This is a genomic window from Novosphingobium sediminicola (assembly GCF_014196525.1).
Classification (GTDB): Bacteria; Pseudomonadota; Alphaproteobacteria; order Sphingomonadales; family Sphingomonadaceae; genus Novosphingobium; species Novosphingobium sediminicola.
In genome coordinates this window covers 109,465-133,006 of sequence record NZ_JACIDX010000002.1, presented here as the reverse complement: position 1 = coordinate 133,006, position 23,542 = coordinate 109,465, and the positions used below count along the sequence as shown (strand labels likewise).

The 23,542-nt window shown below is 64.8% G+C and carries 21 protein-coding genes and 2 riboswitches; of the genes, 5 read left to right on the top strand and 16 right to left on the bottom strand.

Going from position 1 to position 23,542, the window contains the following annotated elements:
- Positions 1-216 precede the first annotated feature (216 nt).
- The 7 genes from GGR38_RS03220 to cbiE form a co-directional block, all read right to left on the bottom strand.
- Positions 217-783 carry a Gfo/Idh/MocA family oxidoreductase gene (locus tag GGR38_RS03220; RefSeq protein WP_183622599.1) on the bottom strand — a complete coding sequence of 189 codons (567 nt, stop codon included), beginning with the start codon at positions 781-783 and terminating at the stop codon, positions 217-219.
- 249 nt (positions 784-1,032) lie between these two features.
- Positions 1,033-1,638 (bottom strand): cob(I)yrinic acid a,c-diamide adenosyltransferase, encoded by a 606-nt coding sequence (cobO, locus tag GGR38_RS03215; protein ID WP_425497037.1) that lies wholly within the window; start codon positions 1,636-1,638, stop codon positions 1,033-1,035.
- Positions 1,631-2,380, bottom strand: a complete 750-nt coding sequence (gene cobF, locus GGR38_RS03210) for a precorrin-6A synthase (deacetylating) (RefSeq protein WP_183622595.1) — start codon at positions 2,378-2,380, stop codon at positions 1,631-1,633. Before cobF ends, cobO begins: the two co-directional genes overlap by 8 nt.
- A complete protein-coding gene (locus GGR38_RS03205) occupies positions 2,377-3,696 on the bottom strand; it encodes a cobyrinic acid a,c-diamide synthase CobB (protein WP_183622593.1) in 1,320 nt (439 codons plus the stop codon). Before GGR38_RS03205 ends, cobF begins: the two co-directional genes overlap by 4 nt.
- Positions 3,693-4,478 (bottom strand): precorrin-4 C(11)-methyltransferase, encoded by a 786-nt coding sequence (gene cobM, locus GGR38_RS03200; protein ID WP_183622591.1) that lies wholly within the window; start codon positions 4,476-4,478, stop codon positions 3,693-3,695. The genes GGR38_RS03205 and cobM overlap by 4 nt, the downstream gene beginning before the upstream one ends.
- Entirely contained in the window at positions 4,475-4,855 is a 381-nt protein-coding gene (locus GGR38_RS03195) for a cobalamin biosynthesis protein (protein WP_183622589.1), read from the bottom strand. Before GGR38_RS03195 ends, cobM begins: the two co-directional genes overlap by 4 nt.
- Positions 4,852-6,045: a precorrin-6y C5,15-methyltransferase (decarboxylating) subunit CbiE gene (gene cbiE / locus GGR38_RS03190; protein ID WP_183622587.1), complete on the bottom strand. Its 1,194-nt coding sequence runs from the start codon at positions 6,043-6,045 to the stop codon at positions 4,852-4,854. Before cbiE ends, GGR38_RS03195 begins: the two co-directional genes overlap by 4 nt.
- Between cbiE and GGR38_RS03185 the strand changes: the two genes are divergently transcribed.
- A complete protein-coding gene (locus GGR38_RS03185) occupies positions 6,044-6,799 on the top strand; it encodes a cobalt-precorrin-6A reductase (protein ID WP_183622585.1) in 756 nt (251 codons plus the stop codon). The two genes, cbiE and GGR38_RS03185, sit on opposite strands and share 2 nt — an antisense overlap.
- On the opposite strand, the gene cobJ is transcribed toward GGR38_RS03185, so the two are convergent.
- From cobJ to GGR38_RS03145, 8 genes are all read right to left on the bottom strand, one after another.
- A complete protein-coding gene (cobJ, locus tag GGR38_RS03180) occupies positions 6,769-7,524 on the bottom strand; it encodes a precorrin-3B C(17)-methyltransferase (protein ID WP_183622583.1) in 756 nt (251 codons plus the stop codon). The two genes, GGR38_RS03185 and cobJ, sit on opposite strands and share 31 nt — an antisense overlap.
- Positions 7,521-8,243, bottom strand: a complete 723-nt coding sequence (gene cobI / locus GGR38_RS03175) for a precorrin-2 C(20)-methyltransferase (protein WP_183622581.1) — start codon at positions 8,241-8,243, stop codon at positions 7,521-7,523. The genes cobJ and cobI overlap by 4 nt, the downstream gene beginning before the upstream one ends.
- Positions 8,240-8,869 carry a precorrin-8X methylmutase gene (locus GGR38_RS03170; RefSeq protein WP_183622579.1) on the bottom strand — a complete coding sequence of 210 codons (630 nt, stop codon included), beginning with the start codon at positions 8,867-8,869 and terminating at the stop codon, positions 8,240-8,242. Before GGR38_RS03170 ends, cobI begins: the two co-directional genes overlap by 4 nt.
- Positions 8,869-9,981: a cobalamin biosynthesis protein CobG gene (locus tag GGR38_RS03165; protein ID WP_183622577.1), complete on the bottom strand. Its 1,113-nt coding sequence runs from the start codon at positions 9,979-9,981 to the stop codon at positions 8,869-8,871. The genes GGR38_RS03170 and GGR38_RS03165 overlap by 1 nt, the downstream gene beginning before the upstream one ends.
- Positions 9,978-13,220 (bottom strand): cobaltochelatase subunit CobN, encoded by a 3,243-nt coding sequence (gene cobN / locus GGR38_RS03160; protein WP_183622575.1) that lies wholly within the window; start codon positions 13,218-13,220, stop codon positions 9,978-9,980. The genes GGR38_RS03165 and cobN overlap by 4 nt, the downstream gene beginning before the upstream one ends.
- Positions 13,221-13,225: 5 nt before the next feature.
- Positions 13,226-14,257 (bottom strand): cobalamin biosynthesis protein CobW, encoded by a 1,032-nt coding sequence (cobW, locus tag GGR38_RS03155; protein ID WP_183622573.1) that lies wholly within the window; start codon positions 14,255-14,257, stop codon positions 13,226-13,228.
- 184 nt (positions 14,258-14,441) lie between these two features.
- Positions 14,442-14,671: riboswitch (cobalamin riboswitch) on the bottom strand.
- Positions 14,672-14,733: 62 nt separating this feature from the next.
- On the bottom strand, positions 14,734-15,759 hold the full coding sequence (locus tag GGR38_RS03150) for a HoxN/HupN/NixA family nickel/cobalt transporter (RefSeq protein ID WP_183622571.1): 1,026 nt from the start codon (positions 15,757-15,759) through the stop codon (positions 14,734-14,736).
- Between the two features lie 177 nt (positions 15,760-15,936).
- Positions 15,937-16,171: riboswitch (cobalamin riboswitch) on the bottom strand.
- Positions 16,172-16,338: 167 nt separating this feature from the next.
- Positions 16,339-18,633, bottom strand: a complete 2,295-nt coding sequence (locus GGR38_RS03145; protein ID WP_183622569.1) for a TonB-dependent receptor — start codon at positions 18,631-18,633, stop codon at positions 16,339-16,341.
- A gap of 121 nt (positions 18,634-18,754) precedes the next feature.
- Between GGR38_RS03145 and GGR38_RS03140 the strand changes: the two genes are divergently transcribed.
- Both GGR38_RS03140 and GGR38_RS03135 read left to right on the top strand, forming a co-directional pair.
- Positions 18,755-19,021, top strand: coding sequence for a hypothetical protein (locus GGR38_RS03140; protein ID WP_183622567.1), 267 nt, complete (start codon positions 18,755-18,757; stop codon positions 19,019-19,021).
- A complete protein-coding gene (locus GGR38_RS03135; RefSeq protein WP_183622565.1) occupies positions 19,002-19,970 on the top strand; it encodes a sugar phosphate isomerase/epimerase family protein in 969 nt (322 codons plus the stop codon). The genes GGR38_RS03140 and GGR38_RS03135 overlap by 20 nt, the downstream gene beginning before the upstream one ends.
- A 66-nt stretch (positions 19,971-20,036) precedes the next feature.
- Here GGR38_RS03135 and GGR38_RS03130 read toward each other — a convergent pair whose 3' ends face one another.
- Complete coding sequence (locus GGR38_RS03130) at positions 20,037-21,359, bottom strand: MFS transporter (RefSeq protein ID WP_246404218.1); 1,323 nt, start codon at positions 21,357-21,359, stop codon at positions 20,037-20,039.
- A 418-nt stretch (positions 21,360-21,777) separates the two neighbouring features.
- Between GGR38_RS03130 and GGR38_RS03125 the strand changes: the two genes are divergently transcribed.
- Both GGR38_RS03125 and GGR38_RS03120 read left to right on the top strand, forming a co-directional pair.
- Entirely contained in the window at positions 21,778-23,040 is a 1,263-nt protein-coding gene (locus tag GGR38_RS03125; RefSeq protein ID WP_183622560.1) for an aromatic ring-hydroxylating oxygenase subunit alpha, read from the top strand.
- Positions 23,037-23,522, top strand: coding sequence for an aromatic-ring-hydroxylating dioxygenase subunit beta (locus GGR38_RS03120; RefSeq protein WP_183622558.1), 486 nt, complete (start codon positions 23,037-23,039; stop codon positions 23,520-23,522). Before GGR38_RS03125 ends, GGR38_RS03120 begins: the two co-directional genes overlap by 4 nt.
- The last annotated feature ends 20 nt before the right edge of the window (positions 23,523-23,542 follow it).

Below are 23,542 nucleotides of genomic sequence, written 5' to 3'. Positions count from 1 at the left end.
CCAACTGGGTGCGACGGGCGCGTCAACCCGGCGCACCCACACCATAAAGCGCGCCTGCGCGATCATGCGCGGGCACGCTCCTGTCATGTCCTGAATTCAACCCTAGGGCATGATGCTTCCCTTCGCTATGCGCTAAAGTTGGCATAATGTCATGAATCATAATCATGAAAAGAACGCGACGCGCCATTGCCGATGATCAGCCGGAGTTTGGCCCCCTCAAAACTCGAAAGTGGGTATGGCATGCTGGCTGCCGAGCATCATCGCATCGGCCACCAGCGTCAGGGGGCGGGCGTCGACATCGCTTTGCCCGGCATCGATCAGGCTGGCAAAGCGGGCGTAGAGGCGGGGATATTCGGCATCGGGTGCGATGTCCGGCGCCTTGACGTCAATGGTCATCGGCGCCTGACGGTTGGCGGGGATGCCCAGATCCGCGCTTTCCAGCGTCAGCGGTTGGGGCATGATATGCGTCAGGATCGAGAAGGCGTTGATTGCGGTGTCGAACACGCCAAAACCGCCCGCCGCCAGCAGCCAGTCCTGACCCGGATGCCAGACGCGCACATCCTCGCGCCAGTTGAGGCGCATGGCCTTGATCTGGCGCGCGGCCAGCCATGCGGCGGCGACATCGACAGCGGCGCTTTCGCGGCTGTGCCACGTCGCCAACATGGTGCGGCCCGCGCTCGCCCGGACCAGCGCATCGACCTGCGAGAGACCGGCGGCGGGCGGCTTTTCCAGCATCACATGCAACCGGGCCTCCAGCGCGCGATGCGCCAGCCCCGCACGCATCGAGCAGGGCATCAAGTGTGAGATAAGAAGCCGTGCCTTCCAGCCCGCCCATAGGGTCGGCCGTGGCGGTCAGGGCGGCCGGGCGGGCAGCCTCATCATCTCGCCCAATGTGAACGGCGATGTGATCCGCGCCAGCGTGGCGGCGGGTGCGCAGGCCTTTATCACGGCGGTCGCAAAGCTGCCCAAGGCGGGATAACTGGCGCCTCGTCCGTACGAATGGCTTCAGCCCGCCATTCGCACGGTGCGGGTTCAGAACTCAATCCCCGCCTGTGCCTTCACCCCGGATCGGAACGGGTGCTTGACCATGGTCATATCCGTGACCAGATCGGCCGCCTCGATCAGAGCATCGGGAGCATTGCGCCCCGTAACGATCACATGCTGCATCTCGGGCTTGGCGCTCAAAACCTCCAGCACCTCGTCCAGCGGCAGGTAATCATAGCGCAGCACGATGTTCAATTCATCGGCCAGCACCATGTCATAGGACGGGTCGGCGATCATGCGCTTGACCTCATCCCATGCGGTGCGGGTGGTGGCGATGTCGCGGCTGCGGTCCTGCGTGTTCCATGTAAAGCCTTCACCCATCGGCTTGAATTCCACATTGCCGGGAAAGGCGTCGAACACCGCCTTCTCGCCCGTGGTCATCGCGCCCTTGACGAACTGAACCACGCCCACCTTCATCCCGTGCCCAATCGCGCGCACGACCATGCCCAGCGCCGCGCTCGTCTTGCCCTTGCCCTTGCCGGTATGAACGATCAGCAGGCCCTTTTCGCGGGTTTTGGTGGCCATGATAGTTTCGCGCGCGGCCTGCTTCTTGCGCATTTTGTCGGCATGGCGGGCCTCGTCGGCTTCATCCATCATTCTGTTCCTTTCGCATCAGGTAAACATCCATGATCCAGCCATGGCTGGCGCGTAATTCGGCGCGGCGGGCGGCAATCACCGGGCCGACTGTCGCCAGCGGCCCGTATTCCAGCGCCTCTTGCGCCATGCCCAGATAGGCCCCCCACCAGATCGCAATCCCGGCCGGATCCAGCGCCTCAAAAGCGCAGCCGCCATCCAGCATGACCACCACCGTATCGGCGCCATTTGGCCAGCCGTGGGCTCGCAGCAACCGCCCGGTAGTGATCGTCACCGATCCGGCCAGCGGATTGAGCGCAATGGCATGGGCCGCTGTCAGCGCCTGAATGCTGGTGATCCCGGCCACGACCTTCACTGTCACTCCCGACAGCCTTTCGGCAATGCGCAGCGTGCTGTCATAGAGCGAAGGATCGCCCCAGACGAGCAGCGCGAGCCTGCCGCCATCGGGCAGATGGAGCGCAATCTGTTCACGCCAGACCGCCGCAATGGCGTTATGCCATTCATGCACGGCCTGCGTGTAATCGCCTTGCGCCGCGCGCACCGGCATATCGAATTCGACGATCCGCACCGGCGTGTTCAGCACCTGCGCGCAAATATCGCGACGCAGATCGACCAGATCGGATTTAGCCTTCCCCTTGCGCGGGATCAGGATCAGGTCGGCCGCATTCATCGCACGCACGGCCTGCATGGTGATATGGTCCGGATTGCCGGTGCCGATGCCGATCAGGGTAAGCTCGATCATGACACCTGCGCAATCATGTGAAAGAAGCTGCCGCTGACCATACCCCGCCGCGATCCGGTTTCGGCCACTTCATCGCCATTGGCATCGGTGACGCTGGCCAGAGCTTCGTCATTGAGCGCAACGATGGTGGAATAATGGAACTCATGCCCGCGCAGACAGGCCCCGCCCGCCATGCCCCCGATCGGCGCCAGCAATTGGGCATGGCGATAGCCCAAATGCATCTTGCGCCGCGCATAGCTGGTTTCCAGCCCCAACAGGCCCGCCATGCGATGGCTCTGCCCGTTCTTGTCGATCAAGGCTTGCCCCAGAACCATATAGCCGCCGCATTCGCCATGCACCGGGCGGTTCTGGGCGTGGCGCGCGAGGCCCGAGAGGAATGTGCCCGCCGCCGTAATCGCCCCGGCGTGCAATTCGGGATAGCCCCCCGGCAACCACACCAGATCGGCCTCGCCCGAAGGCGCCTCATCGGCCAGCGGCGAGAAAGGCAGCACCCTCGCCCCGGCCCGCCGCCAGCCTTCGAGCAGATGCGGATAGATGAAGGAAAATGCCGCATCGCTGGCCATGGCGATGGTCTGCGCGGGGGGATCGGGCAGGCGGCCCGGCGCATTCACCGCCGCCCCGCGCGCGCAGGCACGGATCGCGGCCAGATCGACATGTTCGCGAATGAACGCTGCATAATTAGCCACCGCGCGTTCCAGATCAGGATGCTCCATCGCCTGAACCAGCCCAAGGTGACGTTCGGGCAGCACCAGATCGCCGCGCCGGGGCAGCGCGCCCAGCACCGTAATGCCCATGGCCTCCATCCCTTTACGGATCAGGCTTTCATGCCGCGCGCTGGCCACGCGGTTGAGGATAACGCCCGCGAAGGGCAGTGCCGGATCATAGGCCCGAAACCCCAGCGCCGTGGCCGCCGCCGATTGTGCCTGACCCGAAGCGTCGAGCACCAGCACCACCGGCCAGCCCATCCGCCGCGCCAGATCGGCGCTGGCGCCATTCCCGACCGCGCCGGGCCGCGCCACCCCGTCGAACAGGCCCATCGACCCTTCGGCCAGCACGATGTCGGCTCCCGCCGCCTGCGCGGTAATCGCGTCGATCAGCCCTGCCTCCATCGCCCAACTGTCCAGATTGAATGAGGGGCGCCCGCAGGCCGCGCGATGAAAAGCAGGGTCGATATAATCCGGCCCGCTCTTGAACGGTTGCACGGCCAGGCCATCTTGCGACAATGCGCGCAGCAGGCCCAGCATCACCGTGGTCTTGCCTGTGCCCGAGGCGGGGGCGGCGATCAGCAGGCCGGGGGCAAGGAGCGGGGACGTCATTCGGTCACGCCTTCAAAGCGCGACATTGCCCCCTGCGGGCGAAAGCGACGGTCATAATCGGCGGCATAAAGGCTGCTTTCGGCAAAACCCTGCGCCTCCAATACCCGCCCGACAAGGATGATCGCGGTGCGCTCCATCGTCCCGGCCACCGCCTGTTCGATGGTGGAGAGCGTGGCGCGCACGATCCGCTGGTCGGGCCAGCTTGCCCGCCAAACCACCGCCACCGGGCAATCGCCGCCATAGGCCGGGGCCAGATCGGCCACCACCTGCGCCAGATTGTGGATCGAGAGATGGATCGCCAGCGTTGCCCCCGTCACGGCAAAATTAGTTAGGCTTTCCGCAGGCGGCATCGTGCTGGCCCGCCCCGGCGTGCGGGTCAGCACCAGCGACTGGCCCAGTTCGGGCAGGGTCAGTTCGGCCTCCAGCGCGGCGGCGGCGGCGGCAAAGGCGGGTACGCCGGGCGTGATCGACACCGGAATATCCAGCGCGCGCAGCCGCCGCATTTGCTCACCCATCGCCGACCAGACCGACAGATCGCCCGAATGCAGTCTCGCCACATCATGGCCCGCCGCGTGGGCCTCGGCGATTTCTGCAATGATCGCGTCCAGCGAGAGCGGGGCGGTGTTGACGATCCGCGCGCCGGGCGGGCAATGATCGAGCAATGCGGCGGGAACCAGCGAACCGGCATAGAGACAGACCGGACTGGCTGCGATCAGATCGCGCCCGCGCAGGGTGAGAAGGTCGGGCGCGCCGGGGCCTGCGCCGATGAAATGTACGGTCATTCGTGGGTTCCTTGGAAATGGTTTTGGGCCGCGATGGCGCAGGTGGCCAGACGGTCTGGCGAAATCCGGCGCGGGCGGATCAGGCGGGCGCCGGGGCCGATGGCGGCCATGGCGGCGGCCTCTGCCATGCTGCCCGTGCCGCGTGCCTTTTGGGAGGTGGGGGAGGCGGTCCGGGTGGTCGCTGTCCTGATTGCCTCATCTTCGATGGTGGCGATGGGCAGGCCCAGCGCCTCGGCCAGCGGAGTCAGCGCGGGGGCCTTGTCCGCTGCCGTGGCCAGATGGGTGACGGGGGGCAATCCCTCCTGCGCGGCCATCAGCGCCGCCTGCAACGAGGCCAGCGTGGCGCGGCTGCGAAATCCGAAACCGGCGACGATCACAGCGTGACGCTCCATTGCACAACCGGATAGCGGGCCTTCCAGCCATGGCGCGTGCCGATGGGCGCAGCATCGGCCAGTTCCACCCGCAGCAAAGCGCCGCCCTTCAGCCCATGCCAGCGCGCCAGCAGACTTTCCGATTCCAGCGTCACCGCATTGGCGACGAGGCGCGTATCGGCGGGCAGGCGTGCCCAGAGCGCCGCCAGCAAAGCCTCGGACAGGCCGCCGCCGATGAACACCGCATCGGGCGCCGGACCATCAGGCCATGTTTCAGGCGCGCGGCCCTCGATCATCTGCAAACGATCAACCCCCAGATTGGCCGCATTGGTGCGGGCGCGGGCGGCGCGGATCGGGTCGCCCTCGATGGCCAGCGCGCGATTGGCCGGATGGGCCAGCAGCCATTCGATGCCGATCGAGCCGGACCCCGCTCCAATATCCCACAATGTCTCGCCCGCGCGCGGGGCCAGCGCTGATAGGGTAAGGGCGCGGATCGGGCGCTTGGTGATCTGGCCGTCGGAAGCAAAGAGATCGTCGGGCAGGCCGGAGATGACCGGCATCGCGGGGCCTGCGCTCGTAGTGATCCCCACGGCGACGGGATGGGCGATGTCCTGAAAATCCATCGCCTCGGCGGCTGCGAAGCGGAGGCATTCACGCGGGCCGCCCAGCGCCTCCATCACATGCAGCGTCGATGCGCCAAAACCGAGATCGCTCAGATAGCGCGCCAACGCCCCCACCTGCTCCCCATCGCGCATCAGGGCGATGATCGCCCGCCCCGGCGCCAGATGCGGGCGCAACCGGGCCAGCGGCGCGGCATGCAGCCCGATGCAGACCGTATCCTGAAGCGCCCAGCCCAACCGCGCCGCCGCGAGCGAAAATGTCGAGGGCGCAGGATGAGCCACCCATTCGCCCGGATCGAGATGGCGGGTCACGGTTGTCCCCGCGCCGAACCAGAACGGATCACCAGAGGCCAGCATCACCACCCGCCGTCCGCGATGCTCCATCAGGCGGGCTATGCCATCGGTAAAAGGCGCTGGCCATTCAAGGCGCTGCGCCGTAAGAGCGGGCAGCAGCGCAAGATGGCGCGGCGGGCCGGTCACCATTTCGGCGCGCTCAAGCGCCTCACGCGCCGCCGCCGACAGGCCTTGCGCCCCGTCCTCGCCAAGCCCGATGATCGTCAACCAGGGATCAGACATGAGCCATATCCTCCTGCTGGGCGGCACCACCGAAGCGAGCGCGTTGGCCCGCCTGCTGGCCGCGCAGGGCATGAGCGCCACGCTCAGCTATGCCGGACGCACCGAAAATCCGCGTCCTCAGCCCGTGCCCTGCCGCATCGGCGGCTTTGGCGGGGTGGAGGGGTTGGTGGCCTATCTGCGTGAGCATCGCGTCACGCATTTGGTGGACGCCACGCATCCCTTTGCCGCCCGGATGAGTACCCACGCGGCGGCGGCGGCGCGGATTGCAGAGGTGCCCCTTGTGGCCCTGACCCGCCCGGAATGGCGTTGCGAAGAGGGCGATAATTGGGCCGGCGTGCCCAGCATCGAGGCGGCGGTGGCCGCTCTGGCAGGGCCGCCGCGCAGGGTGCTGCTGGCGCTGGGTCGGATGCATGTCGATGCCTTCGCGACCCAGCCACAGCATCATTACCTGCTGCGCTTTGTCGATGCGCCGAGGGAGGCCCCAGCTTTGCCCGACCATCATCTGATCGTGGATCAGGGGCCGTTCTCGGTAGAGGGTGACCGGGGCTTGCTGCGGGATCATGCCATCGACCTTGTGGTCAGCAAGAACGCGGGCGGTTCCGGCGCGCAGGCCAAGCTGATCGCCGCGCGCGAACTGGGCCTGCCCGTCCTGATGATCGAGCGGCCCGCGATGCCGGAAAGGTGCGAGATGTTTCGGCCCGAAGATGTGCTGGACTGGATCGTTCATACGCACGCCACCGAGCGGGGGGTGTAGAGCAGCGCTCCGCCGGGGCGCTCGATGATCCGTGTCTGGCTCGATCCGAGGATGACCATCGTGCGCATATCGGCCATGTCGGGCGTGGCGCGGTCCAAGGGCACGATGCGCAATTCTTCCTCAGGCGTCGATACAGCGCGAGCGAAGAGCATCGGGCGCGCATCGCCGCAGGCCTCCTGCAACAGGGCCAAAGCGCGGGTGAAACCCTCGGGCCGGGATTTTGAGCGCGGGTTGTAAAAGGCCATGGCGAAATCGGCCTCTACCGCCAGACGCAGGCGCTTTTCGATCAGCGTCCACGGCTTGAGATTGTCCGAAAGGTTGATCGCGCAGAAATCATGGCCCAGCGGCGCCCCGGCGCGCGCGCTGGCCGCCAGCATGGCGGTGATGCCGGGCAGCACGCGAATGTCGAGATCGCGCCAATGGGACGGTCCGGCCTCCAGCGCCTCGAACACGGCGGCGGCCATGGCGAATACCCCGGGATCGCCCGAGGAAACCACCACCACCCTCCGCCCCTCTGCGGCAAGGCGCAGGGCAAGGGCGGCCCGGTCGAGTTCGACCCGGTTGTCGGATGGATGCAGCACCAACCCCTCGCGCGGCGCGACCCGCGCGACATAGGGGATATAGCCGATCACATCCGTGGCCTCGGCCAGCGCGGCGGCGACCTCGGGCGTGATCAGCGCCTCGCCGCCCGGCCCAAGGCCCGCAATGGAGAGGATGCCGCTCATGGTCGTCGCCCCTGTCCATGGATCAGCAGGATCGAGAAATAGGGCGTCACTTCCTTGGCCTCGGCCAGAGGCGTCACGCGCTGTCCCGGCATGGCGGCATATTCGACCAGCCATGCCGCATCCTGGCGTCCCGCCGCCGCCACTGCGCGGCGCAGCTTGGCCATGTTGCGCCCGATCTTCATTACCACCAGCGCGTCGGTATCGCGGATGCGGCGGGTCAATTCCTCTTCGGGCAGGGTGGCCATGGCCACGGTCAACACATCATCGCCCCATGTGATCGGCATGGCGGTGGCGTGCCAAGCGCCCGCCATGCCGGTGATGCCCGGCACCACCGCGACCGGCACCACGCCCGTCAGCCGCGAATGGAGATGCATGAAGGAGCCATAGAAAAACGGATCGCCCTCGCACAGCACCACGATGTCATGGCCCGCGCTCGACAGGTCGATCAACCTTTGCGTGCATTGGGCATAAAAGGCTGACAGACATTCATTATAGCGCGGATCACTCAGGGGGATCTCGGTGGTCACCGGGTATTCCATCGCGATCTCCACCGCATCCTCGCGCAGCATCCCCTCGGCAATGCGCCGCGCCTGTCCGGGGCGACCCGCCTTGCGGAAATAGGCGATGTGGCGGGTGCCGCGCACCAGTCGGTCAGCGCGCACGCTCAGCAGGTCGGCGGCGCCGGGGCCAAGGCCGACGCCGTGGATGGTGCCGTTCATTCCGCGTCGCTCGCCAGGGCGTTGATCGCCGCGACGGTGATCGCGCTGCCGCCTAGGCGGCCCTCGACGATGCAGCAGGGGACGGGAGCGGCCTCCCACAGCGCCGCTTTGGATTCGGCCGCCCCGACAAAACCGACCGGGCAGCCGATGATCGCCGCCGGGCGCGGACAGGCCGGGTCCTCCAGCATGTTGAGCAGGTGGAACAGCGCGGTGGGCGCATTGCCGATGGCCACCACCGCGCCTGCCAGATGGGGCCGCCACAATTCCAGCGCGGCGGCCGAGCGCGTGTTGCCCATCGCCTTGGCCAGATCCGGCACCTGGCGATCATGCAGCGTGCAGATCACCGGATTGCCCGCCGAGAGGCGCGCCCGCGTGATGCCTTCCGACACCATCCGCGCGTCGCACAGGATCGGCGCACCGGCGGCCAGAGCAGCCCGTGCATCCGTTGCAAAGCCTAAGGAAAAGCGGATATGGCGGGCCAGATCGACCATGCCCGCCGCATGGATCATCCGCACAGCCACGGGTTCCTCCTGCGCCCAAAAGTGGGACAGATCGGCCTCGGCGCGGATGGTCGCGAAGGATTGTTTATAGATGGCCGCGCCATTGGTTTCATAGACGTGGGGCATCAGGCAACTCCAAAATGGGCAAGAACCATGGCGGGGTCCATATCGGTCAGAGTGGGCAGTTCGGTCTGGTCATGGGCGCCCGCGCGGGCGTTGGCGGCAAGGTCGAAGCGGCCATTGCGGCCGGTCAGGGTAATGTCGGCGGGCGCCGACCGCGCGCAGCCCTTGGCGCAGCCCGAGACATGGAGGCGACCCACCACCACCGGGGCAAGGCGGCGGGCGAGGTCGCGCGTTTCCACGCTGGCCTGCGGGCAGGCGCGCGCGCCGGGGCAGGCATCGACGCGCAACAGCGGGCTGGCCGGGTCTGAAATCAGGCCGGGGATGTTGGCCGTTGGGGTGCCTTCAAAGATCAGCACGCGCCATGGCGTGATCCGCAGGTCCGAAGTGGCGGCGCGGGCAAGCAGGCTGGCCTCGATCTGGCCAAAAGGAACGCCGAAAGCCGCACCGCCGGGGGTGATAGTGGGGCGCATCGGGGCGGGCAGTTGCGATCCCTTGGCCCAATCGGGCAAGAGGGAGTCGTGAAGGGCCATGCGGCGCGCGCCACTTTTTGCAAACCAATGGGCCAGCACAATGAGGGCTTCGACCTCCTGTCCAAACGGGACGGGTGCGCCAAAGGCCCGCCCCTCGGCGCGCAGGATCAAGCCGCCATCTGCGCCGCGCTCGATACGGATATCGCCGGGTTCGCGGCTGAGGATCGGCGCAGGTCCAGCGTCGATGACAAAGCCGACCTTACCCGGCAGGGCGGGCAATTCGCCGATGCGAGCCATAAGGTCGCAGGCGATGCGGTGGCTGTCATCGCCCTCGGCCCAGTCGGGCGCGATCAGGATATTGCGCGCCCTTTCACGCCCCGCATCAGGATCGGCCAGCCCATGCTCGATCAATTGCACGATCAGCGAGGGCCAGTTCGCCTCGCTCACGCCGCGGATCTGGAGATTGGCGCGGCGGGTGATGTCGATCATGCCATTGCCATAGGTCTGGGCAAGCGCGCAAAGCGCCAGCGCCTGATCGCGGCTCAGGCGGCCAAGGCGCGGCTTGATGCGGACCAGCAGACCATCGCCGCTCGCCATCGGACGCCATGCATCAGGGCACCAGCCCTTGATCGCAAAGTTGCTCATACGCTCGGGTCCAGCGGCAGGGTGGCCAGGATCGAATTGCGCCTCGTCGTCCATAGGCCAGCGGCATGGAGCGCGGCAAAGCGCGCCTCCATCGCGGCCAAGGCGCCGGGGTTTTCGCGTTCGATAAAGGCGCGGACATCGCCTTGGCCCAGCGTGGCGTCGTGATAGAGGTCGAAGAGATGGGGTGGCACGCAGCCTGCCAGATGAGCAAAAGCGCCCAGATGGTCGAGCGTGGCGGCGACCTCTGCGGCCCCGCGAAAGCCGTGGCGCATCATGCCCGCGATCCAGCCGGAATGGGCGGCGCGGGCGCGCACCACGCGGGCAATTTCCTCGATCAGCGCGCGGGCGACCGGGCGGGCCGGATCGCGATGGTCGAGGTGATAAAGCGCGGCATCGCCCCCGGCCACCGATTGCGCGGCGGCAAAACCGGCCTCATGCGCGGCATAATCGGCGGCCAGCAAGAGGTCACTTTCGGCCAGATCCTGAAGATGGACAAAGGCATCGGCCCGGGCCACGCGTCGTCGCAAGCCATCGGGGTCGGCATGGGATTGGGCCGCGTCCAACGCATGATCCGATGCGGCCAGCCATGCCTCGCCGGCGGCGCGGCGGGCGTCCTCGCCATAGGTATCGCCTAATATGCCAAGCCCATAGCGGCCCGGCGCGGGGCCATAGACGCGCGGGGTGGCCAGTGTTCCGGCAAAGGGGTTCCAGTCTGCCGGTTCATCCCGCTCGCATAACGCCCGCACCGCCTGACCAAACAGGATGGGCAGGGTCGGGAACGCATCGCGGAACAGGCCCGACACGCGCAGGGTCACATCGATGCGCGGGTGGTCGAGCATGGCCAGCGGCAGGATCTCGATTCCCCCCACCCGATCCGATGTCAGATCCCACAGCGGTTTCGCGCCCAGCAGATGCAGCGCCATGGCAAATTCCTCGCCCGCTGTGCGCATCGTGGCCGACCCCCACAAGTCAACCACCAGCCCTCGCGGATAATCGCCATGATCCTGCAAATGCCGCCGGATCAGCTCCTGCGCCAGCACCACACCTTGCGCATAGGCCGCGCGCGAGGGGACGGCGCGCGGGTCGATCGTGTAGAGATTGCGCCCGGTGGGCAGCACATCGCTGCACCCGCGATGAGGCGAGCCGGAAGGGCCGGAGGGCACGAAACGTCCCGTCAGCGCGGCCTGCAATCCGGCGCGCTCGGCCGCGCCATGGTCGCCCCGGCCAAAGATGTGGAGGCCATCGCCATACTGGCTCTCCTTGATGTCGCAGACGAAGCGGTCGATGCGGGTGATGGCTTCGGCGGGCGAGGCGGCGGCGTCCAGCCCCAGTTCGGCCTCCAGCCCCAGCGCTTGCGCCTCGTTGCGGATGGCGGTTTGCAGGCGGTCGCGCCGGGCCGGATCAAGCCCCCCGGCGTTGGAAAATTCATCCAGCAAGGCTTCGAGCGTGGCGAGGCCTGCGCCATGGGCGGTGGGCACAAGCGGAGGCGGGGCATGGCCGATGGTGACGGCGGCGATGCGGCGCTTGGCTTGGGCTGCCTCGCCCGGATCATTGACGATAAAGGGATAGATCACCGGCATGCCCTTGGTCAGCGCCTCGGGCCAACAGGCGTCGGACAGCGCCACGGCCTTGCCCGGCAACCATTCGAGCGTGCCATGCGCGCCCATATGCACCAGCGCGTCGATGCCGCGTGCGCGCAGCCAGAGATAGAAGGCGACATAGACATGGCGCGGACAGCGCGAGAGATCGTGATAGTCGCCATCGCGCGAGGCCGCATTGCCGCGCTCAGGCTGGAGCGCGATCAGGGTTTGGCCGGTGGTGATGGCGGCGAAATGGAACTGGCCGTCGATCACGGCGGGATCGCTTTCGGGCGGCCCCCAATTTTGCTCCAGCGCGTCGCGCAAAAGGGCGGGCAGGGTTTCCAGATTGGCGCGATAGGCATCAATCGGCCAGCCTATACTTTGCTGCGTCAAGGTGGTGGCCAGATCAGGCACCGCAGGCTCGCCCAGATCGCTCAGCATCGCCTGTGCCGATGCCAACGCGTCGAGGCCGACCGCATGGGCCATCTGATGCGCCTTGCCGGGATAGGTGGAGAGGACGATGGCAATGCGCCGGTCCTGCGCCGGTTTGCGGGCCAGAGCGATCCAACCCGAAACCCGCGCGACGATGGCTGCGATCCTGGCCGGATCGCCCCGGTGCAGGTTTTGCGCAAAGCCCAGCGCCGGGTCATGGGTGGCCGCTTCCTTGAAACTGGCCACACCGGCAAAGATCCGCCCGTCGATTTCGGGCAAGACCACATGCATCGCCAGATCGGCGGGCGACAGGCCGCGCGAGGCAGTCTCCCATGCCGCGCGCGGCGATGTGGCCAGCGCCAATTGAAACACCGGAACATTGGCGGCTTCGAGCGTGGTCTGGCCATCCTCGTCACGCGCGGAAAAGGCGGTGGCGTTGAGGATCGCCGCCGGGGCCAATTCGCGGACCCAGCGTTCCACCAAAGCCCGCGATTGCGGCTCTTTCAACGAGGGGGCGAAGAGCGAGAGCGTATCGTAGCCCGCTGTCTCAAATGCCTGATGCAATTGGACAAAGGGGTCGAGGTCATGGGCGGCGAGATAGGAGCGGTAAAAGACGATGAGCACGAGCGGGCGGGTGGCTGCAAACGTCAAAGGCTCGCAGATCCCGCGCGTCGGATGCCATCCCCCGGCCATCGGCAATTCCGCGCCCATGCCCGCCGAGGCCACCGAAAACCCTGCCGCCCCGGCCAATAACCCCAGCGCCGTGCCCGCCGCCTCGGCCCCGCCGCTATCACACAGGCGGCGCAGATCGGCCAGCAAGGCAGGCGACACCGTCGAGGCCGAATCCAGCCGCCCATCAGGCCGTCCATCGGCGGGCAGCACCGCCAGCGCGATGCCCCGCGAGCCTGCCAGCAGCTCGACCTGTTGCAACCCATAGGGCCAATAGGCATGGCCCCCGATCAGGCGGATCAGGATCGCCTTGGCACCCGTCAAAGTCCGCTCGATATAGGTATCGACCGAGAGCGGATGAGCCAGCGCCGAGAGATTGGCGAGGCGCAGCGTGGGGAATGCCGGATCGCTTTGCCGCGCCCGATGCCACGCCGCCGCAAAGGCGCCAAGGTCGCTGTCGGAAAAGGACAGCACGACCAGGTCCGCAGGCGCCTGCCCCAGATCCTGCGGGATGGCGGTCTCTTCCATCCCGTGCGTTTCGCGGAAGATGACATGCATCGGGTTTAGCCCGCCAGCGTGGCCCTGATGGCGGCTGCGTCAATATGGCCGCGTTCGGCAATGGCGACCAGAGTGGTCTGGCGCACCTCGCCCGCGCGCCATGGGCGGTCGTAATGGTGGCGCACGCGCCCGCCCACGGCCTGAACCAGCAGGCGCATCGGCTTGCTCGCCACGGCGGCATAGCCTTTGACGCGCAGGATCTGATGCTCGTCGGCCAGCAGGCCGATGCGGGCGGCCAAATCCGATGGGTCGGTGATTTCGGGCAGGGTGACGACCGTGCTGTCGAAATCATCATGTTCGTGGTCATCCTCGCCATCGTGATGGGATGGGCGGGCGGCGATGTCATCCTCGGCGGCGGCGCCAAGTCCAAGGATCACGCGCGGGTCGATGACGCCCTCGGCCAATTCGAGGATGGGGCGCGAGGTTTCCGCCGTGATCGCCGCGCGGGCTGCGGCAATGGCTGCCGGTCCGGCAAGGTCCACCTTGGTCAGCAGCACCATATCGGCGCAGGCCAGTTGATCCTCGAACACTTCGGACAGCGGGGTTTCGTGGTCCACCCCCGGATCGGCGGCGCGCTGGGCCTCGATGGCCGCGGGATCGGGGGCGAAGCGCCCCGCCGCCACCGCCTCGGCATCGGCCAGCGCGAGCACGCCATCGACCGTGATCCGACTGCGGATCGCGGGCCAGTCAAACGCTTTGAGCAGCGGCTTGGGCAGGGCAAGGCCAGAGGTTTCGATCAGGATGTGATCGGGGCGCGGATCAAGCGCCAGCAGGCGCTCAACCGTGGGGATGAAATCATCGGCCACGGTGCAGCAGATGCAGCCATTGGCCAATTCGACGATATTTTCCGCCGGGCAATCGGGAATCGCGCAGGATTGCAGAATATCGCCATCCACGCCCAAAGTGCCGAACTCATTGACCACCACCGCCAGGCGTCGTCCGCCCGCGTTGCGGATCAAATGGCTGATCAGCGTGGTCTTTCCCGCGCCCAGAAAGCCGGTCACGATGGTGACGGGAACCTTGGAAAGATCAGACACTGTTACTTCTCCCGCGCGCCGGAGCAAGGCAGGGCGGGGCATACCGGATAGATCCGGCCGGCGCGCGACAACGGGCGGGCGCGACAAGGCGCCCGTGACCACGCAACCCGTGCAGCCCCAGCCACACAGTTCGCCGCTCAGACGGAAGAGTAACCGTGCCGTGACCATTCCCTGGACCAAGGCAAGAGCGACCGGTGCGCTGGCAGGTCTCCTGGCTTGCGGGTCACAGCTTGATGCACGCCTTCCCAGGCCGTTAAGCCCAGTGGCCGCCCCCCAAGGGATGGAAGGGGGAACATGTGCATCGCGCTATCCGCTCACAGTTGCAGGGACAGCCGCGGATTTGGGGAGGCAAGCCCCCCGCACCGCATTCCCGATTAAGCCCGTTTAATGGGCACCGGCGCGATCAGTGAAAACCGGGTTGCCCCGATATTCGCCCTTGGTTCTAGACCACATGGCGTGAAAAGCAATTGGTGTGTTTACGAAACTTCGATTTCGTCAAAGCGTTTCCAGCGATAGATGGCGAAACTGGCCAACCAGCACAGGACGAACAGGGCGATGATGCCAAAGCCCAGACTGTTGAAATTCTCGCCCAATTGCGCCGCCATGGCCCAAGGCCAGCCCGTCAGACCCAGCTTGCCCCCGATCAGCGCCAGCGTTTCGATCCCGCCGATGACGATGGCGACAATGGCCGACACCAGCGTGATCGTGATGTTGTAATAGAGTTTGCGGATCGGCTTTACAAAGGCCCATTCATAGGCGCCCAGCATCACCACCCCATCGGCCGTATCGATCAACGCCATCCCGGCGGCAAACAGCGCTGGCAGCACCAACACCGTGGCGAAGGACAGGCCATTGGCCGCCTGATTGGCCGACATGCCCAGAATGGCGACCTCGGTGGCCGTGTCAAAGCCGAGGCCGAAGAGGAAGCCGAGCGGGGCCATATGCCAGCTTTTGCTCACCAAGCGGAACATGGGGGCGAACAGGCGCGAGAGGGGCCCGCGCGATCCGCTCAGCAGGTCGAGATCGCCTTCCGTATAAGCACCGCCCGCACGGACATGGGCAAAGCTGCGCCAGACCGAGCGCAGGATGACAAGGTTCATGCCCGCAATGGTGAAGAGAAACAGCGCGGAGATTACTGTAGCGATCACCCCGCCCACCTCCTTGAAGGCGCCGAAGCGGGCCAGAGCGCTGGCCGTCAGGGCGATGCCGACAGAGGCGATGGCGATGATACCCGAATGGCCCAGCGCGAACCAGAAGCCCACCGTGATCGGGCGCTGGCCATCCTGCATCAGCTTGCGCGTCACATTGTCGATGGCCGCGATATGATCGGCATCGACTGCATGGCGCAGACCCAGTCCCCATGCCAGCAGCGCCGTCCCCAGCATCAGCGGTTGATGATGAAACAGGCCGAAGGCCCAGCCCCAGATGGCGATATTGGCAATGATCAATGCGATCAGCAGCGCGCCGATCCGGCGGCGCAGTGATTTGAAATGTATGCTCATGATGCAAAACCGTCCCCGGCGCCTTGCGACAGGGCCGGGGCAAACCCGCGCAAACGGGCGGCACGCGCAAGGGCCGGACGCCAAGAGCGACCCGCGCGCGTATCCGTTGCGGCCCCGGCCGCTCATGCGTCGCTCAGACGGAGTACACCGTGCCGCGGCCATCCCCTGGGCCATGGCAAGAGCGACCAGACGCCGGCAGGTCTCCTGGCTTGCGGGTCACAGCTTGATGCACGCCTTCCCAGACCTCGCAGGATTTAGCGTCCGGCCCAGTGGCTGGCCCTTTGCAAGGGCGCATGTGCATCGCGCTATCCGCTTACAGTTGCAGGGACAGCCGCGGATTTGGAAGGGGCAAGCCCCCCGCACCGCATTCCCGATTAAGCCCGTTTGGCGGGCACCGGCGCGATCAGTTTGGCGACCGGATTGGTCGCCGGGGGCATGGTTACTGCAAATGGCGGGCGATGCCAAGAAGCGGCGAACGGCAAAAGAGCCATGGAACGGGGGAGAGACCCATCCCATGGCTCTGTCTATTGATCATTCAGGCCGCGCCCTCCTGATCAATACTATCTGATATCGTTTACATTACCAGTTGTAGGTAAAGCTTGCCCCATAGGTGCGCGGGGCCTGATATTGCTCGCGATAGGTCTGATAGGTCGCGCTGGTCGGGGCCGAGGCCGAGGAGAGCACAACCGTATCCTCCAGATTGCGGACAAAGGCCGAAAGCGTCCAGTTGGCAGGCTCGTGCTTATAGGTCACGATGATGTCGCTGCGATGATAGCTGTCCTGACGGTCGGAAGCGAAATTGTAGAAGGTAAAGTACGATTCCGATTCAATATGCGTCTGGAAACGCGGGGTCAGGCGTCCGCCGAAAACATGGAAATCATGCTCATAGCCCAGATTGACGGTCCAGACCGGGGCCTGCGGGGGACGTTTGCCGTCAAGCTGCCAGTTGGCGCCCACCAGCTTGCCCTCAGCCGCCGCCGCGCGGGCCAATTGTCCGCTGACCGCAGCGGCGAAATTGGTGAAGCGCGCGTCCTGATAGGCGACATAGGCGTTGAAATGATCGTCGGGCGTGGGATCGAACAAGGCGTCGAGTTCCACCCCCTTATAGCGCGACGAGCCCGCATTCAGCACCAGCGTGGCCACCGCGCCGTTTGAATTGGTGACGGTCTGCGACACTTGCTGATCGGTGTAATTGTAGAGATAGGCCGACAGGTTGAGCTGAAGCCGGTTGCCCAGAAAGCGGTTCTTGGCCCCGATTTCATAGGCCGTGATGCTTTCGGGATTATAGGCCGCCAGATCGGTGAAGCCGCCCGCCTTATAGCCGGTGTCGAACTTGGCATAGATCAGGTTGCGTGGGGTGGCCTGATAGTTGAGCGCGGCGTGCCATGTGGTCTTGCTGCTGGACGCCGTCGAATTTTGCGGCGTTGTCACCATCACGCAGGAATTGGTGAGGTAGCATTTAGTGTTCAGATAGGTGGTGACATTGGTGACGGTGTTATAACCGATCCGGTGCTTGTCATCCTTGGAATAGCGCGCTCCCGCTTCCGCCGTCAGGCCGGGGATGAGCTCATAGGAGACCTGACCGAAGGCGGCCTTGGCCTCTGCCACGATATCGGGATAGACGTAATTCTGGATCAGGAAAGGCGTGCCCGAAATCGAATCCTGCCCCGGAAAATCCTGAAATTGGGTGGTCAGATTGTTGCTTTCCTTGAAGTAAAATCCGCCGAACTGCCATTTCAGCGGCCCCTTGCTGTTCGAGGACAGGCGCAATTCGTGGTTCCACGAGGGCAGGTTTTCGCGCTGGCCAAAGGTGAAATTCTGGCGATTGGTGCCATAGGCGCCGCCCAGCGTCGTGCGCCGGTCGATCTTGAAACGGCGATAGCCGCCCTGATAGGTCAGCGTGGCGAAGGTGAAGTCATAATCGGCCTGCGCCCGGAAATTCCATGCCTTGGTGCGCAGGAACGAACCGGCGGGCATCGGGAAATCCTTGGCATTGCCGCGCGGAGGCACGCCCAGATCAACATCGCCCACGGCATAACCGGCAGGCACATTGGCGGCGGTATAGAGCACCCATGGAATGGCCTGCGTCGCGGTGCCTACGCCGTCGAAATCGGAATATTCCCCGGTCAGCAACAGCGAGAAGCGATCGGTGGGCTTCATCAACACATGCAGACGGGCCGAGCGGCTGTGTTCATCATCGGCATTGGCCGAGGGGGCATTGTTGCGATAGCCGTCATGGTCGCGCAACTGAAACGCGGCGCGCAGCGTGATCCAGTCATTGACGGGGACGTTGATCATGCCCTTCACATTATGCATCCGGTAATTGCCCGCCTCGACGCCAAGATAGGCTGACAGGTCGCCCGGCTTGGGCTTGGCCGTCACGATGTTGATCGCCCCGCCCGTGGCATTGCGGCCCAGCAGCGTGCCCTGCGGCCCGCGCAGCACTTCGACGCGTTCCAGATCGAACATGGACGCATTGAGGCCCAGCGCGCGTTGCAGGTTGAAGCCGTCGATGCTGATCGAAACGGCCGGATCGCCGATTTCCGAAGTGTCGCGGCTGGAAACGCCGCGCACGCTGATGATCGTGGCGGGGCCTGCCTGCGCAAAGCTGACGCTGGGCGCCACGGCGGTCAGATCGGCCACACTGCCCACGCCGTTACGCGCCAGCGTTTCTGGGGTCAGGACCGACATGGCAATGGCAGTTTTCTGCTCGGTGCTTTTGCGCTTTTCGGCGGTGACGACGATTTCGCCAAGGCCGGCGGGTTGAGCGCCGACGGTTTGGGTTGCGCTGTTCTGGGCCATCGCGGGCGCTGCCTGAAGGCAGAGCGCGATGGTCAGATTGGATGAGATTGCAGCAAGCCAGTTCTTTTTCATGTGGGGCTGTCCCTCCCTGGGATGGCTTTGCCGGCGATGGTCACGGCGACCGATTCGTCTCGGCAATGGGATGGTCATATTTTTCGGGAGGAGAAATTTCAAGGTTAAAGTGAATGCACTTATGCGCCATATTGCGAAGGCCAAAGGTGCAGTTCAGGAAGAGCGGCAGCATGGGTTGGCGCCGATGGGAGGCATAGGATTTAGCGGGCAGGCTTTGGAAATTCTGATTCTATGGCGAATTTCTGCGAATTCCGCAGCGAGGATGGGTGTGAAAAACAAAAAATGTTTTACAAAATCACCCTTGCGCCGGATGGGCGAAACGGCATACAGTTTCACCGCAAATCAAGAGGCTGTCAGAGAGGTCAATCATGAAGTTGTCGCGACGTGAATTCGGTTTGGGCGCTGCTTTGCTGGGCATGGGCGCTCCGGCATTTGCGGCATCGCGCCGTTCGGCCGCAAAGCTGCAACTGGGGGTTCAGACCTACAGCTTTCGGGATATGTTGCAGACCCCCGGCGATATGATCGACAAGATGATCGCGGGTTGCCGCGCAGTGGGTCTTTCCAGCGTGGAATTGTTCGAGCCGACCATTCAGCCGTCCGCCTTTTCGCTTGATGCGCCATGGGCGATTGTGGCGGGCAAACCGACCGAGGCTTCGCTTTATGGCCGCCCGCCCGAAGGGCCTAAGCCCGCATCGGCCCAGCAGGTGCGCGAACAGGTGCGCGCGTGGCGCCTGAATACGCCCATGTCGTATTTTGCGGCCATCGGCGCGCGCTTTCGCGCCGCCGGGATTGCGGTACAGGCGTTCAACTTTGGCCTGAAGGAGGATTGCACCGATGCCGAGGTCGAGCGCGGCTTTGCCATGACCCGCGCCTTGGGCACGCGGATCATGACCGCCTCGACCACGCTTAAAATGGCCGAGCGCACCGCGCCCTTTGCCGCGCGCCATCGCGTCATTCTGGGCCTCCACGGCCATTCCAACCTGCATGACCCCAACCAGTTCGCCACGCCCGAAAGTTTCGAGAAGGGGCTGGCCATGTCGCCCTTCTATCGGATCAATTTCGACATCGGCCATTTTGTTGCGGCCGGTTTCGATGCGCCCGCTTTTCTGGAAAAACATCACGAAAAGATCGTCAGCATCCATCTCAAGGATCGCAAATTGCACGAGGGGGCCAATACCGTTTTTGGCCAGGGCGACACACCCATCCGCGATGTGGTGCGGATGATCGCGCGCCATGGCTGGGCCATTCCCGCGATGCTGGAATATGAATATGCCGGGGCGGATTCGGTGACCGAGCTGCGCCGGATGAAGGATTATGTCCGCGCTGCCCTAGCGTAATGGATCTGTTCTAGGGCCGCAAAGGCGCCGCTCTCACCGGGAGCGGCGCCTTTTTTATAACACCGGTCAGGCCGCGCAGGCCGCCACGGCCCCGGCTTCCCCCTCTTGCCTGGGCACCAGCGCGATGGCCAACGCCGAAAGCGCGGCAACAGCGGCAAAGCCAATGAAATTCCACGCCATATCCAGTTGATAGGTCGCGATCATCCCGCCTAGCAGCGGCCCGCAGATCGAGCCCATGCGCGAAAAGCTGAGGCAACTGCCCACGGCCGTGGCGCGCAGGGTCGGGCTGAAATATTGGGACAGATAGCTGGTCACCATCACGGCGGCCGACACCGTGCCGACGCCTGCCGCCGCCACGATGCCATAGGTCATCATCAGCGGCCATTTGTGGGAAAGCAGCAGGATGGCCACCGCTCCGCCGCAAAAGGCGGCCACGATGATCGGGGCGCGGCCATGACGGTCGGCCAAACGGCCCAGCATGATGCCGCCCACCGAGGAGGCCAGTGCAAAAACGCCCAGAAACATGATGCTGGGGCCAAGGTCATAGCCCGAGGCGCGCATGATCTGGGGCAGCCACGTGTTCAGCCCATAGACGAGGATCATGCCGGTAAAGGTGGTCAGCCAGAAGCCCAGCGTGGCGCGCGCATGGCCATCGGCAAACAATGCCCGCACGCCGGGTTTGATCGCGCCCTCGGCGGGCGGTGGAGCCAGATCCGCCGGATCGAGACCATAGCGACGGGCGATGGCGTCCGCTTTTTCATTCTGTCCCTTGCCCATCAGATAGGCCGCCGATTCCGGCAAAAGCCACAGGATGGCGGGCAACAGCACGAGCGGCGCGGCGCCCAGTGCCACGATCGGCCGCCAGCCCGCGTTTTGCAGCAGGAAGAAGGAGGCGAGCGCGGCGGCAAAGATGCCCAGCGAATAGCCGGAATACATGATGGCAAATTCGCGATTGATCTTTCCGCGCGGGGCAAATTCGCAGGCAAAGGCGGCGGCTACCGGCACGATCCCGCCAATGCCGATCCCGGCCAGAAAGCGCATGGCGGCAAAGAACAGCGGGGTTGGCGCGGCCGCCGCTGCCGCGCTGGTGATCGAAAACAGCGTCAGGCAGGCGATGAAGCAGGCCTTGCGGCCAAAGCGATCGCTCAGCACGCCAAAGCCATATCCGCCAAAGAACATGCCTGCCATCGCGGCGCTGGCCAGCAGGCTGGCCGAGGTCGGCCCCAGATGCCAGGCCGGATCATTGAGCAGACCGGGCAGCACAGCGCCCAACACGCCCATATCATAGCCTTCGGAAAAGAGGCCGAACCAACAGATCCAGATGATCAGCCGGGGCCGGCAATACCACGGGCGGCCAGACCGCAGGCGGGATTCGGGCGGGAAAGGCATCGTCAAGAACATCCTCCTTGGCGCCTTGCGGGGCGCAGGCCTGATCGGGGTGTGCGGGCTTTGCTCTGGCCGGTTGCGTAAAGGTGCATACCAGACATTGCGCTTCGCCTCGCCGCATGCCTCCGTGGGAAATGGGGTGGGATTAAACTGAATGCAGTTTTAGCTTGCATCAAACCGCGCGATCTATCAAGCTTGAAATATCAGAGCGGGGACTCAGGCCGCTCCGCGAAATCGCTCGCGATCTGTCATGCCGATCAAAGGTGGGCTTAATCTATAAAAATAATATTTTATATCAGTATAATAATTGAATTTCTCGACTCCATTGCGATGCCCCCGCCTCACGGTTCATCGCACAGGGATTCGACGTTGAAAACGAAAGGTTGTGTCGCAGGTGGATCTGAGAAATAGAATTCAGTCTATGCGCGTTCACGGATCGGTTTATGTCGATCCGGAGATTTTCGAGCTGGAAATGCAGCGCGTTTTTGGCCGCGCATGGGTCTTTCTCGGCCATGAATCGCAGGCCTGCGCCGCCGGTGACTATTACGCCACCCATATCGGGCGCGAACCGGTTCTGATGCTGCGGGGCAAGGATGGCGTTCTGCGCGGCTTCTACAACCGCTGCGCTCATAAAGGTGCGCAGCTCGTGCCCGATGGCGGGGGCCAGATGAAGGCGATCCGCTGCGGCTATCACGGCTGGATCTATGGTCTGGACGGCGCGCTGCGCACGGTCCCCGCGCAAAAGGGCTATGGCGAGCGTCCGGTCAAGCCCGGCGCCTGTGATTATGGCATGGCGGCGCTGCCCGGTTTCGCATCCTATCGCGGGTTCGTGTTCGGCCGTCTGGCGGCGGATGGGCCGTCGCTGGAGGAATGGCTTGGCCCGATGGCGGGTTCGCTCGACAATTTCATCGATCGCGCCCCGCTTGGCGAGATCGAGGTGGCGGGCGGCGTGTTGCGCTATGATCATGCCTGCAACTGGAAGTTCTTCATGGAAAACACGCTCGACGCGCTGCATCCGATGGTGGTGCATATGTCGGCGGCGCGCCCCGCGCGGGCGGTGGCGGCGCAATTGCCCCAAGGCGACGAGGCGCTGCATTTCGAGCTCCAGGCCTTGGCGCCCTTTTCGGCCAGCTATGATTTCTTCGACGAAATGGGCGCGCGGGTGATGCCCCATGGCCATGCCGATCTGGGCGGCAAGGCCAGCATCCATTCCGCCTATGCCGAGGATGACGCCTATTGGCGCGCGATGGTCGACGGCCATGGCGAGGAGCGAGCACGCCAGATCCTCTCGGTCAGCCGCAACAATTCCATTGCCTATCCCAGCCTGATGCTCAAGGCGCCTGTGCAGTTGCTGCGCGTGGTGCGCCCCTTGGCGGTGGATCGCACGATCATCGAGACATGGCATTTCCGGCTGAAAGGCGCGCCGCCTTCGACCTTCCATCGCACCATTGCCTATTCCACTCTGGTCAACAGTTCGGCGGGCATGGTGGGGCCGGACGATCACGAAATCTATCGCCGGATGCAGGCCGGGCTTAAGGCCGGACAGCCTGAGTGGGTTGAACTGGGCCGCTATGGCGATCTCGCGCCGCCGGGCCCCGATGGCGCGACCGAGGTGCCGGGCACCAGCGACGCGCTGTTTCGCGGCCAGTTTCAGGCATGGCTCGATCTGATGGAGGCTGCATGACACGGGCCGATCTGCTCGAACGCGTCACCGGCTTCCTGTTTGAGGAAGCCGCGATGCTCGACCGGCGCGACTGGGATAGTTGGGGCGCTCTGTTCGATCCTGAAGGGACCTACTGGCTGCCCGCGCGCGCTGATCAGAGCGATTCGCTCGAAGAAGTCTCGCTGATCTATGACACGGCCTTGTTGCGCCGGATTCGTCTGGAGCGACTGAAAAATGATGATGCCTCTTCGCTCGCTCCCGGTGTGCGTTCGGTGCATCATGTGGGCAATATCCGGCTTGGCCCGGTCGATCCGGGCTCGGAGGATGTCATCGTCCGCTCCTGCCTGATGGTGGGGCAATGGACGCCCTCGGCCCAGACGACCTTTCACGCCCGCGTCACCCATGTCCTGTCTTTTGATGGCGCGCGCCTGCTGATCCGGCGCAAGCGGGTCGATCTGCTGGGCGCCGAAGGGCCTTTGGGTGACATTCTCACCATTCTTTGAAAAGGGCCGCACCGACGGCC

Excerpts from the sequence above, each read along its gene's own strand:
- GGR38_RS03220 (WP_183622599.1), bottom strand. The coding sequence starts at position 783 with ATGCGTGCGGGGCTGGCGCATCGCGCGCTGGAGGCCCGGTTGCATGTG.
- cobO (WP_425497037.1), bottom strand. The coding sequence starts at position 1,638 with ATGGATGAAGCCGACGAGGCCCGCCATGCCGACAAAATGCGCAAGAAG.
- cobF (WP_183622595.1), bottom strand. The coding sequence starts at position 2,380 with ATGATCGAGCTTACCCTGATCGGCATCGGCACCGGCAATCCGGACCAT.
- GGR38_RS03205 (WP_183622593.1), bottom strand. The coding sequence starts at position 3,696 with ATGACGTCCCCGCTCCTTGCCCCCGGCCTGCTGATCGCCGCCCCCGCC.
- cobM (WP_183622591.1), bottom strand. The coding sequence starts at position 4,478 with ATGACCGTACATTTCATCGGCGCAGGCCCCGGCGCGCCCGACCTTCTC.
- GGR38_RS03185 (WP_183622585.1), top strand. The coding sequence starts at position 6,044 with ATGAGCCATATCCTCCTGCTGGGCGGCACCACCGAAGCGAGCGCGTTG.
- cbiE (WP_183622587.1), bottom strand. The coding sequence starts at position 6,045 with ATGTCTGATCCCTGGTTGACGATCATCGGGCTTGGCGAGGACGGGGCG.
- cobJ (WP_183622583.1), bottom strand. The coding sequence starts at position 7,524 with ATGAGCGGCATCCTCTCCATTGCGGGCCTTGGGCCGGGCGGCGAGGCG.
- cobI (WP_183622581.1), bottom strand. The coding sequence starts at position 8,243 with ATGAACGGCACCATCCACGGCGTCGGCCTTGGCCCCGGCGCCGCCGAC.
- GGR38_RS03170 (WP_183622579.1), bottom strand. The coding sequence starts at position 8,869 with ATGCCCCACGTCTATGAAACCAATGGCGCGGCCATCTATAAACAATCC.
- GGR38_RS03165 (WP_183622577.1), bottom strand. The coding sequence starts at position 9,981 with ATGAGCAACTTTGCGATCAAGGGCTGGTGCCCTGATGCATGGCGTCCG.
- cobN (WP_183622575.1), bottom strand. The coding sequence starts at position 13,220 with ATGCATGTCATCTTCCGCGAAACGCACGGGATGGAAGAGACCGCCATC.
- GGR38_RS03150 (WP_183622571.1), bottom strand. The coding sequence starts at position 15,759 with ATGAGCATACATTTCAAATCACTGCGCCGCCGGATCGGCGCGCTGCTG.
- GGR38_RS03145 (WP_183622569.1), bottom strand. The coding sequence starts at position 18,633 with ATGAAAAAGAACTGGCTTGCTGCAATCTCATCCAATCTGACCATCGCG.
- GGR38_RS03140 (WP_183622567.1), top strand. The coding sequence starts at position 18,755 with ATGCGCCATATTGCGAAGGCCAAAGGTGCAGTTCAGGAAGAGCGGCAG.
- GGR38_RS03135 (WP_183622565.1), top strand. The coding sequence starts at position 19,002 with ATGAAGTTGTCGCGACGTGAATTCGGTTTGGGCGCTGCTTTGCTGGGC.
- GGR38_RS03130 (WP_246404218.1), bottom strand. The coding sequence starts at position 21,359 with ATGCCTTTCCCGCCCGAATCCCGCCTGCGGTCTGGCCGCCCGTGGTAT.
- GGR38_RS03125 (WP_183622560.1), top strand. The coding sequence starts at position 21,778 with ATGCGCGTTCACGGATCGGTTTATGTCGATCCGGAGATTTTCGAGCTG.
- GGR38_RS03120 (WP_183622558.1), top strand. The coding sequence starts at position 23,037 with ATGACACGGGCCGATCTGCTCGAACGCGTCACCGGCTTCCTGTTTGAG.